The organism is Bradyrhizobium sp. CCBAU 53338 (genome assembly GCF_015291665.1).
GTDB lineage: Bacteria > Pseudomonadota > Alphaproteobacteria > Rhizobiales > Xanthobacteraceae > Bradyrhizobium.
This window is the reverse complement of sequence record NZ_CP030048.1, coordinates 2,237,572-2,252,393: the sequence shown is the minus strand read 5'-3', so window position 1 is coordinate 2,252,393 and position 14,822 is coordinate 2,237,572. Positions and strand designations below refer to the sequence as shown.

Annotated in this window: 8 protein-coding genes; 1 reads left to right on the top strand and 7 read right to left on the bottom strand. The window is 63.3% G+C overall.

Annotation, left to right across the window (positions count from 1 at the left end; genetic code table 11):
• Positions 1-43 precede the first annotated feature (43 nt).
• Positions 44-6,280 (top strand): AAA family ATPase, encoded by a 6,237-nt coding sequence (locus XH90_RS10585; RefSeq protein ID WP_194481102.1) that lies wholly within the window; start codon positions 44-46, stop codon positions 6,278-6,280.
• Positions 6,281-6,310: 30 nt separating this feature from the next.
• On the opposite strand, the gene XH90_RS10580 is transcribed toward XH90_RS10585, so the two are convergent.
• The 7 genes from XH90_RS10580 to XH90_RS10550 form a co-directional block, all read right to left on the bottom strand.
• The gene (locus XH90_RS10580) at positions 6,311-7,855 is read right to left on the bottom strand and encodes an alpha-N-arabinofuranosidase (protein WP_194481100.1); all 1,545 of its coding nucleotides are present in this window, start codon (positions 7,853-7,855) and stop codon (positions 6,311-6,313) included.
• The gene (locus XH90_RS10575; RefSeq protein WP_194481098.1) at positions 7,852-8,724 is read right to left on the bottom strand and encodes an ABC transporter ATP-binding protein; all 873 of its coding nucleotides are present in this window, start codon (positions 8,722-8,724) and stop codon (positions 7,852-7,854) included. Before XH90_RS10575 ends, XH90_RS10580 begins: the two co-directional genes overlap by 4 nt.
• Positions 8,721-9,752, bottom strand: coding sequence for an ABC transporter ATP-binding protein (locus XH90_RS10570; RefSeq protein WP_194482654.1), 1,032 nt, complete (start codon positions 9,750-9,752; stop codon positions 8,721-8,723). Before XH90_RS10570 ends, XH90_RS10575 begins: the two co-directional genes overlap by 4 nt.
• Positions 9,752-10,615, bottom strand: coding sequence for an ABC transporter permease (locus tag XH90_RS10565; RefSeq protein WP_194481096.1), 864 nt, complete (start codon positions 10,613-10,615; stop codon positions 9,752-9,754). Before XH90_RS10565 ends, XH90_RS10570 begins: the two co-directional genes overlap by 1 nt.
• Positions 10,615-11,619, bottom strand: coding sequence for an ABC transporter permease (locus XH90_RS10560; RefSeq protein ID WP_194481095.1), 1,005 nt, complete (start codon positions 11,617-11,619; stop codon positions 10,615-10,617). Before XH90_RS10560 ends, XH90_RS10565 begins: the two co-directional genes overlap by 1 nt.
• A 65-nt stretch (positions 11,620-11,684) precedes the next feature.
• Positions 11,685-13,586 (bottom strand): ABC transporter substrate-binding protein, encoded by a 1,902-nt coding sequence (locus tag XH90_RS10555; protein ID WP_194481093.1) that lies wholly within the window; start codon positions 13,584-13,586, stop codon positions 11,685-11,687.
• 422 nt (positions 13,587-14,008) lie between these two features.
• Positions 14,009-14,800: a CbiX/SirB N-terminal domain-containing protein gene (locus tag XH90_RS10550; protein WP_194481092.1), complete on the bottom strand. Its 792-nt coding sequence runs from the start codon at positions 14,798-14,800 to the stop codon at positions 14,009-14,011.
• Positions 14,801-14,822 lie beyond the last annotated feature (22 nt).

The window sequence follows — 14,822 nt, the reverse complement described above, 5'->3', positions numbered from 1 at the left end:
TTTCGGCTCGGACCCGAACTCGGCGGCGGCATGGTCTAACGACATGAATCTCTCATCGTTCATGGGCACCGGCTGGGCCCACGGTCCGCAGGTCCTCTGCGACGAAGACGGGATTCTCCTGTGCCGCACCTCCCGCGAACGCATCGACGGCGAGCGGCAGGTCGTGCTGGCCGTCGTTCCGGCCGCCGAGCATCCAAGCCCGCAAAGCCTTGATCGCCTGGCACATGAATTTGCGCTGAAGGACGATCTGGACAGCGCCTGGGCGGCGAAGCCGCTCGAACTGGTGCAGGATCACGGCCGCACCATTCTCGTCCTCGAGGATCGCGGCGGCGAACCGCTGACCTGGCTGACCGACGCACCCATGGAGACGGGCAGTTTCCTGCGCCTCGCGATCCAGATCGCCGCGGCGCTGGGCAAGGTCCATCAGCACGGCCTCGTGCACAAGGATATCAAGCCGGCCAACATCCTGGTGAGCCGCGGCAGGGACAGCGTGCATCTCACGGGATTCGGCTTCGCGACCCGCCGCCCGCGCGAACGCCTGTCCGCAGCCGCGAAAGAACAGATCGCCGGCACATTCGCTTACATGTCGCCGGAGCAAACGGGGCGCATGAACCGCTCGATCGACTCCCGAAGCGATCTCTACTCGCTCGGCGTCACGCTCTACCAGATGGTCACCGGCTCCCTGCCGTTCGCCGCATCCGATCCGATGGAATGGGTACATTGTCACGTCGCAAGAGAGCCGCAAGCCCCGGCCAGGCGATCCGGCAACGTGCCCGCCACGGTGTCCAGGCTGATCATGAAGCTGCTCTCCAAGATGGCCGAGGAGCGCTACCAGACGGCAGGCGGCGCAGAGAGGGATCTGCAGCGCTGTCTTGCGGAGTGGGAGCTTCGTCACCGCATCGACGACTTCCCGCTCGGCCAGCACGACACGCCCGACCGGCTGCTCGTTCCCGAGAAATTGTACGGAAGAGCGGCCGAGCGCGAAATGTTGTTCGCCTCGTTCGAACGGATCGTCAAAAGCGGCGCGCCGGAACTCGCGTTGGTCGCGGGATATTCCGGCATCGGCAAGTCCTCCGTTGTCAACGAGCTGCACAAGGTGCTGGTGCCATCGCACGGCTTGTTCGCGTCGGGCAAATTCGACCAGCACAAGCGCGACATCCCCTACGCCACGCTCGCCAAGGCATTCCAGGGTCTCGTCCGTCCTCTTCTGGGCAAACGCGAGGAAGAGCTGACCGCGTGGCGCCAGGCCCTGCTCGGCGCGCTCGGCCCGAACGGACAGCTCGTCGTGGACGTGGTCCCGGAGCTTAAGGCCGTCATCGGCGAACAGCCGCCTGTTCCGGAGTTGCCGCTCCAGCATGCGCAAAGCCGCTTCCACCGCGTGTTCGAGCAGTTCATCGGTTTGTTTGCGCGGGCCGAGCATCCGCTGGTGCTGTTCCTCGACGATCTGCAATGGCTCGACATGGCGACCTTCGAGTTGCTCGAGGACATTTTCACCCGGTCAGAGCTGAAGCACCTGATGCTGATCGGCGCTTACCGGGACAACGAGGTGGATTCCGCGCATCCCGTCATGCGCATGCGCGAGGCCATCAAGGCGCGGGGACGACGGGTGGTGGAGATCACGCTCCAGCCACTCGGCCGCAGGCATCTCGGCCAGCTGCTGGCGGACACGCTTCGTTGCGAGCCCGGTCACGCAGCCCCGCTGATCCAGCTCATTCACGAGAAAACCGCGGGCAATCCGTTCTTCGCCATCCAGTTCATGTTCTCGCTGGTAGACGAAGGCCTGCTCACGTTCGACCATGACGCCGTCAGCTGGTCCTGGGATCTCGACCGCATTCACGCCAAGCGATACACCGACAACGTCATCGACCTCATGCTGGGGAAGCTCACCCGGCTCCCCCAGGCGACGCGCACGGCTCTTCAGCAGATGGCGTGTCTCGGGCATGTCGCCGAGGTCGCAGTGCTTTCGGTCGTGCTCGGCATCTCCGAGGAGCGGGTCAATGCAGATCTGTGGCCTGCGGTTCGCCAGGAATTCGTCGAGCCGCAAGGCGACACCTATCGCTTCGTCCACGACCGGTTTCAGGAAGCGGCCTATGCGCTGATTCCGGAACGAGAGCGGGCGGCGGCGCATCTTCGCATTGGCCGCTTGTTCGCGGCGCGGACCGCACCCGATGCCGTCGAGGACGACGTCTTCGAGATCGTCAGCCAGCTCAACCGCGGCACGGCCCTGATCACCGCGCCCGAGGAGCGCGTCAGGCTGGCGGAGCTCAATCTGCTGGCCGGCCGCCGCGCCAAGGCCGCGACGGCCTTCGCCATGGCGCTTACCCATTTCGCGACCGGCGAAGCCATGCTGCCTCTGGATCGCTGGGAGCAGCATTACGCGCTCAGCTTCACGCTGGCGCTACAACGCGCCGAATGCGAGTTCCTGGCCGGCGACCACGCAACGGCGAACATGCGCCTCGCCGAACTGGCAAAGCGTGCGGCGACGCTGCCCGACCTCGCAGCAGTGACCCGTTTGCGGATGGAGCCGAGCGATCGCGACGTCGAGATTGCCCTCGACTATCTGCGACGCGTCGATATCGACTGGTCGGCGCATCCGACGCCGGATGAAGTCCAGCGCGAATACGAGCGGATGTGGCAAGCGATCGGCGACCGGCCGATCGAGGCACTGCTCGACCTGCCGCAGATGGCGGATCAAATCGCGCGCGGAACCATGGACGTTCTCACGGTCCTGGTCTCGCCTGCCTGGTATATCGATGAGGGCTTGCGTCGTCTCATCATCGGACGCATGGCCAATCTCAGCCTGCAATACGGCAACTCGGACGCATCGTGCCTCGCCTACATCGTGCTCGGCACGGTGCTCGGCCCCGACTTCGGCGACTATGCTGCAGGCTACCGCTTCGCTCAGCTCGGCCTCGACCTCGTCGAAACGCGCGGACTGGACCGGTTCAAGGCCCGCGTCTATCTCGGCTTCGGAAGCTGGACCCGACATGTGAGGACCGGCCGCCCCTGGTTGAAGCGGGCCTTCGACGCGGCGCAGCAGGTCGGCGACGTGAACTATGCGAGCTTCACCCGCCACCATCTCCTCACGCACCTTCTCGCCTGCGGCGATCCGCTCGCCGAGGTGCAGCGGGAAGCCGAGGCGGGACTCGATTTCGCGCATCGGGCGCATGTCGATCTTGCCGCCGATCGCATCAGCGGGCAGTTGCAGCTCATCCGGTCGTTGCGCGGACTCACGACGAAATTCGGCAGCTTCGATGAAGCCGGCTTCACCGAGGCGCAGTTCGAGCGTCGTCTCGAGACGGAGCCGTACCTGGAGCAGGCCGGATTCTGGTACTGGACGCGCAAGCTCCAAGCCCGCGTTCTTGCCAACGACCCCGCCGCCGTCGCCGCCGCCGCAAAGGCCGACAAGCTGCTGTGGACGTCGAAAGCCCTGTTCGATCGCGTCGAGTTTCACTTCTATGCCGCCTTGGCCGAGGCCGCGTGCTGCGAGGCCACCACGCCAGGCGGACGTACCCCCCATATCGAACGACTGATCCATCACCACCGCCAGCTTCAGCAATTGGCCGAGATCAGCCCGGAAGACTTCGCCGACCGCGCCGCCCTCGTCGCGGCCGAAATCGCGCGCATCGAAGATCGCGAGCTCGATGCGATGCGCTTCTACGACCGGGCCATCGTCTCGGCGCATGCAAACGGCTTCCCCCAGATCGAGGCAATCGCAAACGAGATCGCCGGGCGCTTCTACACCACGCGCGGGTTCGACAAGATCGCCCATGCTTATCTGCGCGATGCCCATTACGGATTTCTTCGCTGGGGGGCCGAGCCCAAGGTCAGGCAACTCGAACGCCTTTATCCCCGGCTCCACGTCGCCGAGGACACCAGTTCGGCGAGCCGGCCGACCATCCAGCAGATGGACGTCACCACCGTGGTAAAGGCGTCCCAGGCCGTCTCGAGTGAAATCGAGCTGCCAAAGCTGATCGAGACGCTGATGAAAATCGCGCTGCAGAACGCCGGCGCCGATCGCGGCCTGCTGATCCTGTCGCGGCATGACGATTTCCGTATCGAAGCGGAAGGCCAATCCAGGGGCGACGAGTTCACGCTCGCCATGCGCCAGACCTCGCTCTCGACACCGGACTGTCCGGAAGCCCTGCTGCGCTACGTCATTCGCGCGCAAAAACCTCTCATCGTCGATGACGCGACGCGGCCAGATGCGCTCTACGGTGACGACTATGCGCGTCGCCGACACCCAAGATCCATTCTCTGCCTGCCGCTCCTGAAGCAAGCCAAGCTCATCGGATTGCTCTATCTCGAGAACACGCTGACGACACATGCCTTCACGCCGGATCGCGTGGCTGTGCTGGACTTGCTGGCGGCGCAGGCCGCGATCTCGCTGGAGAACACGCTGCTCTATCGCGATCTCCAGGAACGCGAGGCCCGCATCCGCCGGCTCGTCGATTCCAACATTATCGGCATCCTGTTCTGGGACGGCAGCGGCGATATCAGCTACGCCAACGATGCCTTCCTGAGCATGACCGGATATTCCAGGCAGGAACTGGTCACGAACGCAATCCGCTGGAAGGACATGACGCCGGCCGAATACCGCGACGAAGACACGCAGCGGATCGAACAACTCAGACGATCAGGGCAGACCGCCTCGCGAGAGAAGGAGTTCATCAGGAAGGACGGCAGCCGCGTTCCTGTTCTCATCGGCTCGGCCTTGCTGGCCGGATCGTCCGATCAATGCATATCGTTCGTGCTCGACCTCACCGCGCGAAAGCAGGCGGAAGAAAAGTACCGCCTGCTCATGGAACAGGCGCATGATGCGATCCTGGTCCTTGACCAGAGGGGCCTCGTGATCGAGGCCAACCGCACGGCAGGGGTGATGCTGGGGCGGGCTCGGGAGCAAATCATCGGCCTCCCGTTCCGATCCATCCTGGTTCCTGCCGACGCGACCGCGGTGGCCAGCTTGCTGGCGCCGGACTCGACGGGCCTGTTACAGCTTCGCCTGGATGGCCCCGACGGCAAGGGCCTCGATGTCGAAATGTCCGCCGCTCACGTCTCGACGGGCGGCCAGGATCTTGTCATCGTGATCGGACGCGACATCAGCCAGCGTCTGCGCCTCGAGCAGCAGCTGCGCCAGGCGCAGAAAATGGACGCGGTCGGCCAGCTCACCGGTGGCGTCGCTCATGACTTCAACAACATTCTGACTGTCATCACCGGGACGATCCAGATCCTGATCGACGGTCTTGCGGATCAGCCCGACCTCGTCACCATCGCCCACATGATCGACGACGCCGCCACGCGCGGGGCCGATCTGACGATGCAGCTCCTTGCATTCGCGCGCAAGCAGCCCCTGCAACCCCGTAACGTCGACGTCAACAATCTCATCGCCGATACTGCCAAGCTGTTGCGACCGACGCTTGGCGAGCACATCGAGGTCGGCTCCACGCTGCAAGACGATTGCTGGCACGCGCTGATAGATCCGGGCCAGCTTTCGACCGCCCTGATCAATCTAGCCGTCAATGCCCGCGACGCCATGGCGGGCGGAGGCAAGATCGCATTCGGCACCACAAATGTGAGCTTTGGACCGGACAATCCCGGCCCGGACAACTCGCTCGGCGACTTTGTTCTGGTCACGGTGAGTGACACTGGCTCAGGGATTCCGCAGGCGATCCGGGACAAGATATTCGAGCCATTCTTTACGACCAAGGAGCTTGGCAAAGGAACGGGACTAGGGTTGAGCATGGTGTATGGCTTCATCAAGCAATCCGGCGGTCACATCAGGATTGATAGCGAAGAAGGGCTGGGAACGACCTTCAGCCTTTACTTGCCGCGCTCGACCCAGGCCGCAGCATCCACGAGCGTGGCGACGAAAGGCGAGCTGCGGCGCGGCAGTGAAACAATCCTCCTGGTCGAGGACGACGAGCTGGTGCGCAACTACGTGGAGGCGCAACTCAAGAGCTTCGGCTATCGCACGCTAGCCGTCGCCAACGGCCCGGACGCCCTTGACCTCGTCGACCGGGGCGCCACCATCGACCTGCTTTTCACCGATGTCGTCATGCCCGGCGGGATGAACGGCCGTGAACTCGCCGATGCCGTACTCCAGCGGCGCCCCGACCTGCCCGTGCTCTATATGTCGGGTTATCCGGAAGCCGCCATGATGCATGACGGCCGGCTGGATCCTGGCATCACCTTGCTGAGCAAACCGTACCGGCCGGCGGACCTCGCACATGCCATTCGCCAAGTCCTCGACTCACGAGCACGTCCCCGCGTCACGCATTGAATATCATCGCGTCCGCGCATCACTGCCATCTCAGCTTGCCGACAGATGGATCACATTCCAGGACGCCGGCGTGAGCGTCGCCTGCAATCGTCCACCGCTCAAGGTCACATCCTGCAGCGGCGTCGGCTTGATTTTGTCGGGCGCGTGCTTGGTATTCGTCGCCTTGAGATCATCGTGCCGGAGTTCAAGCCGCTCGCTCACCGCCAGCCGACCAAAACTTCTGGCCTCGACGCTCACCTCCATCTCCTGCCTCAGATCGCGATTGAGCAGGAACAGCGACAGGCCGCCATCCTCCGCTGCCACGGCCGCGATCTTCAGATACGGCACGTTCCTCACCGGAAAATTCTGCTCCTGGGTGCCACGGGGATCGTAGTACGAGGAATCGTAGGTCTCGGACTCTGCTTGGATGCGGAGAACCTTACCGCGGCCGAAGCGGCTCATATGCGCGAACGGGAAAAAGGTAGCCTGACGCCACGCGCCTCCGCCCGTCTCGGTCATGATCGGCGCGATGACGTTGACGAGCTGTGCGAGGCAGGCGACCCTCACCCGATCGGCGTGATTGAGCAGGGAAATGCAGGCGCCGCCGAAGGCGAGCGCATCCTCCATCGTGTAGATTTCCTCGAGGATCGGCGGCGCCACCGGCCAGCCCTCCTTGACCCGGTCGGCACGATTTCGGCGCGTCCGGTACCAGACGTTCCATTCATCGAAGCTCAGCATCAATCGCTTGCCGGAACGCCGCTTGGCCGCTACCGCGTCGGCGATCGCGACGACTTCGTCGATGAAGCTGTCCATCAGGTCGGGACTGGCGAGAAACGATGCCGTGTCCTGCTTGTAGTTGTTGAGATAAGTGTGGAGCGAAATGTACTCGACATGATCGAAGGTGTGCTCGAGGACCGTGTCCTCCCACTGTCCGAAGGTTGGCATGTTGCGCCCGGATGATCCGCATGCCGCAAGCTCGATGGTCGGATCCACCCAGCGCATCATCTTGGCAGCTTCGCGCGCGAGCGCACCGTAATCGGCGGCACTCTTGTGCTCCATCTGCCAGGGCCCGTCGACCTCGTTGCCGAGGCACCACAGCTTGACGCCATGCGGCTTGTCCCAGCCATGGGCGCGGCGCAGCTCCGACCAGGCGGTACCGCCGGGATGGTTGCAGTATTCGACCAGATTGCGCGCGGCATCGCCGCCGCGGGTGCCGAGATTGACCGCCATCATCGGCGCGACATCGGCAGCCCGGCACCAGTCCATGAATTCATTGGCGCCAAAACTGTTCGGCTCGGTGCTGAACCAGGCAAGGTCAAGCCGCGCGGGCCTCGTCTCCTGCGGGCCGACGCCGTCCTCCCAATTGTAGCCCGAGACGAAATTTCCGCCGGGATACCGGATCAGCGTCGGACCGAGCTCCTTCACCAGCGCGAGCACGTCCTTGCGAAAGCCCTTCTCGTCCGCGGTCGGATGGTCGGGCTCGTAGATGCCGCCATAGACGCATCGCCCGAGATGTTCGACGAACGCACCGAACAAGCGAGGGTCGGTGTGACCAATGGCGAAGTCGCGGTCGATCAGAACTCTGGCTTTCCTCATGCTCTCCTCTCGGGGGGACCGGGGCTGATGAGACCGTTCATGCTGGGAGTTCGATTCGTCTTGGCGTTGGGTATCTCAGGTAATAGCACGGCTTCGCGCAATAGGCGCGTATAGGGATGCTGCGGCGCCTTCAGCACCGTTCGCGCATCACCGCTTTCGACGACACTGCCCTTCTGCATGATCATGATGCGGTCGCTGATGTAGTAGGCGGTAGCCAGATCATGCGTGACATAGATGATCGATATCCCGAGGTCGTCCCGCAACGTCCTGAACAGATTGACGATGGACGTCCGCAAGGATGCGTCGATCATGGACACCGGCTCGTCCGCCACGATCAATTTCGGTTCGGCCAACAGCGCACGCGCAATCGCGATCCGCTGAAGCTGTCCGCCGGACAGCTCGTGCGGGTACCGGCCACCCACCTCGTTGAGCGACAGCCCGACTTTGTGCAACGCCGCATCGACGGCCGCTGCAGTCGCGCTCTCCCCCGCCACGCCGGAGAATCGACGTCGCGTCTTAAGCAGATACCGCTCAACCCGCTTCAGCGGGTTGAAGGACTCGAAGGGGTTCTGAAAGATCGGTTGCACCTTGTGCATGAATGCCAGCCGGCTGGCACTGCCGCTGATGGCCGCAAGGTCGATCCCGTCGAGCAACAGTCTACCGCTGGTCGGTGCCTCCATGTTCAGGATCATCCGCGCAAGGGTCGTCTTGCCGCTGCCGGACTCACCGATGATGGCCAGGATCTCCGGCCGCCCGACAGCAAGCTGGAAGCTCACCTTGTTCACCGCAACGATTGTCTCTCTCGACAGCAGCCTTCCGCGAACGAAGGTTTTGCTGGCCTCGATGACGTCGAGCAGCAGATCGTTCATGCCTTGTTGTCCTTGATGACGGCAAAGCATGCAACGCGATGTCCAGCGGCGGCTTCACGCATGACCGGAACCTCCCGGCTGCAAATCTCGCTTGCGAGCGGGCACCGCGGATGGAAGCGACAACCCGACGGGGGATCGGCCAGATTTGGCGGGGTGCCGCCAAGTCCCTGGCGCGGCGCGTCGTCGCCGATGCGCGGAAGGCTCGAGATGAGGTGCTTGGTGTAGGGATGCTGCGGATTGCGGAAGATCTCTGCGGTCGCGGCCTCCTCCACCAGACGCCCGGCATACATGATCGCAAGCCGGTCGGTGATGTGCGCGTGCACGCCCATGTCGTGCGTGACGAACAGAACCGACGAGCCGGTCTCGCGCTGGATGCCGCGGATCATGCCGAGCACCTCCTTCTGCACCACCACGTCGAGCGCGGTGGTCGGCTCGTCGGCGATGACAAATCCGGGTCGGCAGATCGTGGCAAGCGCAAGCGCGACGCGTTGCCGCATCCCGCCCGAGAGCTCGTGTGGAAAGGCGGCGAGCACCGAGGGATCGAGTTTCACCCGCGCCAGATGATCGACCACCTGCTGCTCGAACTGCGTTCGGTTACCACCGATATGCGGATATGCGAAATCGACAAACGAGGATTTGATACGACGCACCGGGTTCAGCACGCTCATCGAGCCCTGCATGATGTAGGACAGGTGCCGCCAGCGGATCCGCTCGACGTCTTCCCGCGGCGCGCGGTGCAATCCGCCATAGCCGGGCAGGAACGCAAACTCGATGCTGCCGCCCACGATCTCGAGTGGAGGCCTGATCGCGCCCGCGATGCTCTTGATCAGCGTGGTCTTGCCGGAGCTGGATTCTCCGGCGAGTCCGTAGATCTCGCCGCGGCGCACCTTGAAGCTGACACCATCGACCGCCCTGATGCCGCGCCTGACGCCGGAATGGCTGGTCCGATAATAGGCTTGGAGGTCGCGAACGCTGAGGAGCGGCTGAGCCTCCTGATCTCCGTCCGGCCGCCCGGCGTTGGCCTGCATCACGAGGCCCCTCCGACGTTCCAGAGGCGGCTTCTCGGATCGATGTGCGCGTTCACCGAGATCGCGAGCAGGAAGAGGCCGATGAACGTCATGACCACAGCGATGGTTGGAAAGGCGATCCACCACCAGATGCCCGCGACCATCGCCGTATGCTGGTTGGCCCAATAGATCATGCCGCCGATCGTCGGCGTGTTGATGTCGGTAAAGCCGAGCACCGCAAGCGTCACTTCGAGCCCGATCGACCACACCATGTTGTTCATGGTGGTGGAGAACAGGATCGGCACGACGTAGGGCAGATGCTCCTCGGTGAGGATCTGCCGCGTGCTCATTCCCGAGAACAGGCTGGTCTGGGTGAACTCGCGCTGCCTCAAGCTCATCACCACCGAACGGATCAGCCGCGCGTCGTAGGCCCATCCGAAACAAGCCATGATCAGCGCCAGCATCAGCCAGGAGATCCTGTCGCGCATCACGAAATAGAACAGCACCAGGACCGGCAGCAGCGGAATGACGATGAACGTGTCGTTCAGCGACATCAGGACGCGGTCGATCCAGCCTCCCTTGTAGCCGCTGATGAGCCCGACGGTGAGCGCGACCAGGCGGCTGACAAGGGCCACCGTGCCCCCGAACAGCAATGTATTCCGAATGGCAAAGCTCACTTGCCAGAACACGTCCTGGCCACGTGACGTCGTGCCGAACCAGTAGGTCAGGGACGGCGGCAGGTCGGGCGGCACCACATAGACACTCTCGGGCGGATAGGGCGAGAAGCTCGCCAGCACGGACAGCAGCAGAACGATAGCGACCAGCACCGCCCCAATCCGGAATTCTGCCCTGTCGCGCAAGAGGTCGTTGAGAAAGACGGCCATCAGCTGACCTTCACCCTGGGATCAAGCAGCGGGTACAGAAGATCGATCGCGAGCACGCCAAACGATACGCCGAGGATCGAGATGGTGGTGACGCCGAGGACCAGACCGTAGTCGCCAGCATAGACGGCATCGACAAGGAGCGAGCCGAGACCCGGATAGCCGAACACCTTCTCGGTGATCACGGCACCGTTGAAGATTCCACCGAGCGACATCGCAAGGCCCGTCACCTGCGGCACCAGCGCGTTGCGCATCACGTAGGACGTCAGGATGCGCCAGGACTTCACGCCGGCAAGCTCGGCATAGACGACGTAGTCCTCGGCGAGGACGTTGGAGACCAGCGAACGCATGCCGAGAAACCAGCTCCCCACGCCGATCAGGATCAGCGAGAGCGCCGGCAGGATCGCGTGCTGCAGCACGCTCCCGACGAATTCGGGCGTCAGGGACTGCGGCAGATTCATCGCCGCCCCGCCAGTGATCGGCAGCACCGGCCAGAGGAAGCCGAACACGATCAGCAGCAGCATGGCCAGGATGTAATAAGGGATAGGATGAAGGCCCATGGCGATCACGCCCATCAACCTTAATCCGCGGCTCTGTCGGTAATAGCCGGCAAGTCCACCCAGCAGATTTCCGAGCACCCAGGCGATGAGGGTCGAGACCGCGAGGAGGCCCGCCGTCCAGGGCAGCGCACGCGCAATCAGGGTGCCGACGGGTGTCGGAAATGCCGACATCGAGGGACCGAAATCGGCGCTCAGGATCCGCTTCCAGAACGTCAGATATTGTTCAACGGGCGTGCCGCCGAGACCATAGAGCTCGCGCAAGGAATTGCGCATCTGTTCGATCGCATCGGGCGCAGTGTTGCCAAAGGAGGTCACCGCCGAGATCGATTGCTCGACCGGATCGATCGGCGATGCATGCGTGACGACATAGGCGATGTTGATGCCGATGAAGACCACGAGCAGGAACTGCCCGATCCGGCGGCCGACATAGCCGGCGTACCCGCTCACGGGAGCACCCGGGATGCTCGACCATGTCGCTCTGACAGATACGGGCGCTCACGGTTCATCGCTTGCTAATTTGCCGGCTTCAGCCGGACGAACATGTAGCGCGAATTGCCCCAGTTCGGCACGGGATTGGTGTAGGGATTCTCCGCGGTCGGAAAACCCGTCCAGTAGGTCTGATCCATGGCGGTGAAGACGTTGTAGGCCATCAGCGGAATGGTCGGCATCTCCTTGACCGCGAGCTTGACGTACTCCTTGCCGAGCTCGATCGACCTGGGATCATCGAAGCCGACGGTGCGGATTTCCTCGATGATCTTGTCGAGCGCAGGACTGGACCAGCGCTGCCAGTTGCGCAGCGGCTGCGGCTTGCCCGGCTCGGCGACGAATTCCGAATGCCAGCTGTCGAGGAAGTAGGACAGGTCCTGGTGCCCGCCCCAGGTCTCGACGCTCCAGCCGATGAAGGTGTCGAAATCGCCGGCCGCCCGCCGCGTCGGCAGCGTTCCTTGCGCGACGTCGATCTTGGCATCGATGCCCGCCTGCTTCCACAGTTGCACGATCATCGTTCCGGCCCGCGTCATCACCGGACGCAAATCGCCCTCGACCATGACACGGATGCTGAAGGGCTTTCCATCAGGCGTGATCCAGGCACCACCCCGCTTGCTGAAGCCGGCCTTCTCCAGAAGCTCCTGCGCCGCTTGCGGATCGGTCTTCCACCAACCCCTGCCGAACGCCTTGGCGATGTCAGCCGGATCCGACGGGATCTGCTCGCCCATGGAAGGCCGCAGCATGTCGGCAATCTGCTGGCCGATCGTCGGGTCGTACGGTTTGATCTTGCGCTTGCCGGTATCGATCTCGAAGGTCTTGAGCCAGTCTTCCATCGGCGCGTGATAGGTGGCCGGATGGGTTCCCGTCGGCGGCACGCCGATCGCGGAGATGGTGGCAGCGCCGCGATAGGCCGCCATCGCAACGGCCTTGATGTCGATCAGCAACGCCAACGCCCACCGCACGTCCGGATTCTTGAAATTCTCATTCTGGGTATTGAAGATGACAGCGGGAAGCGTCGGATCGGGATGGCCATAGGGGAAGCCCTTGAACCAGGCTCGCGTCGTCTTGCTCTGCTTGGCCAGCGCAAACATGCCTTCCGGCGCGATGTCGTGGATCACGTCGAGCTCGTGGTTGAGCTGCGCGATCACACGTTTCTCGGGCGGTCCGGGATCGACATAGGCGAGATATTTGGGCCCCGGCTTGCCGAAGCGCGCCAGCGTGGTGCGCTGCCAGTCATCGCGAAGCTGCCAGATGTACCATTTGCCGTCGGGATCGTAACTGTGCAGCACATAGGCGCCGAGCGAGACCGGCTTGTTGAAGTCGAATTTGACGGGATCGTCGACCTTGTCGAACACATGCTTGGGCAGGATCCAGATCGCGCCCCAGCGCACCGTGAAATTGGCGTGGAAGCGTGAATTGGGTTTCTTGAGCTTGAACACAACCGTATGAGCGTCCGGCGCCTCGACGGAGGCCACGTTGCTCGCCAGCACCGCACTGAAGCGCATGGCCGGATGCTTGATCTGGGTCGTCACGGTCGCGACGACGTCATCGGCGGTGAATTCGACCCCGTCGCTCCAGAAGATGCCGCTCCGGAGCTTGACGGTCATTTCGGTGAAGTCGGCGTTGTATTGCGGCTTGTCGGCGGCCAGCGAGTTGTCCCAGACGCCGTCGAGGCCGCTCTCGGGATCGATGTACCAGAGCGTATCAAGCGCAGCCTGCTGCAGCCCATTGGACTGCGAGCTGGCGTTGATCACCCAGATGTTGAACCAGCCGGCGTTCTTGACCGTGCCTTCCGGGTTCTCGAGGATCAACAGATCCTTCCTCGGAATGTCTTGCGGAATCCCCTGCGCATGGCTCGGCTCCGCCGATGCGAACAGCAGCGGTCCCAGCACACCCGCGGCCAGCAGCAATGCACGAATGCAGCGCATGATGTCCTCGCGGCACAATTTCGTCCCGACATCCGTTCCGACGCGATGCTAGAGGCGTCGGACTCGCTGAACAACAGGAATCGTGGCCGAGGCGGGGACTGAACGTTCACCGCGATGTCCGCACGACAGCAGAGTTGTCCCGACATCGGAAACCGAACGCGTGCTTGGAGCGGTCAGAGCAATGCGGGGCACCGCGATGCGGTCCGCGCGACGAACGCCCGTGGGCAAGGGTTGCCGGAACGACACCACCCCTATCCTCTAAGTGATTGATTTATATGGTGGACCCACCAGGGCTCGAGCATGGGACCCGCTGATTGAGAGCCTGATGTCTTATGAACGACTGCAGGCACTTAAATGCAAAGGACGGCCCCAACAAGTCTAAATAAATCAATTTGTTACAGCCGACGCCTCGATTTCTCAGGTCAACCGGTGGTTTGACCTTTCACGCGGTTTGACGCGAGGCCGCGCACGGCGCCAAGGCGCGACATTGACAGCACTTCCGTCCTGGAACGAATGTCCTGCAGGATTGCTTCCCCCGCAGACCGGGCGACCACATCCTCGATGCCCGGCGCGCTGCCGACCACGCCTGCATAGGCGACATCGTCGCGGCCGAGTTCGACGATCAGGCGGGGAGCATCGCGCGCCCCGTGCAGGCCCTCGCCGGAAAACAGTCCGACGACGACGGTGGGCCCGGAAAGCGTCGACGCCGTATCGGCGAGGAAGGGTCGTTCCTCGAGAAACGCAGGCTCGACCTGCGCGAAGACAGCACGGCGCCGAACCGCCTCCGCAATCCGTTCGGTGTCGTTGCGGGAGGCCGAGTTTCGTCGCGAGCCGTGCGCCAGCAGGATGACGTTGCTCGCTCGGGCGGCAAACCCTCGTTCGCGGGCGGCATTCCTCGCAAAGGCCACGACGAGATCCGGCAAGCCCGGATCGAGACCCAGCGGGGGCAGGATGCGGATGTGCCGGCCCTCCCTGTTGGCCTCGTCGATCAGCGCCACGAGTCGATCACGCGTGAAATATCCGCTCGAAGCGAACAAGGGGTAGACGATAATCCGGGCGGCCGTTAGCGCGTCGAGCGCTGCGGCGATGGTCGGCACGCCATTGATGAATCCTGCCTCGACCTCGGCGGCGAGCGCGCGATCCGACAACGCGCGAACCAGCCGGAAGACGGCTTCGTTGCTGGCATCCTCCCTTCGCTCACCATGAACCGCCAACAGAATGGCGGTCCGCGGCTCG

Bases quoted from the DNA above. Each gene is read 5' to 3' on its own strand.
- XH90_RS10565 (WP_194481096.1), bottom strand. From the start codon at position 10,615: ATGGCCGTCTTTCTCAACGACCTCTTGCGCGACAGGGCAGAATTCCGG.
- XH90_RS10555 (WP_194481093.1), bottom strand. From the start codon at position 13,586: ATGCGCTGCATTCGTGCATTGCTGCTGGCCGCGGGTGTGCTGGGACCG.
- XH90_RS10570 (WP_194482654.1), bottom strand. From the start codon at position 9,752: ATGCAGGCCAACGCCGGGCGGCCGGACGGAGATCAGGAGGCTCAGCCG.
- XH90_RS10580 (WP_194481100.1), bottom strand. From the start codon at position 7,855: ATGAGGAAAGCCAGAGTTCTGATCGACCGCGACTTCGCCATTGGTCAC.
- XH90_RS10575 (WP_194481098.1), bottom strand. From the start codon at position 8,724: ATGAACGATCTGCTGCTCGACGTCATCGAGGCCAGCAAAACCTTCGTT.
- XH90_RS10585 (WP_194481102.1), top strand. From the start codon at position 44: ATGAATCTCTCATCGTTCATGGGCACCGGCTGGGCCCACGGTCCGCAG.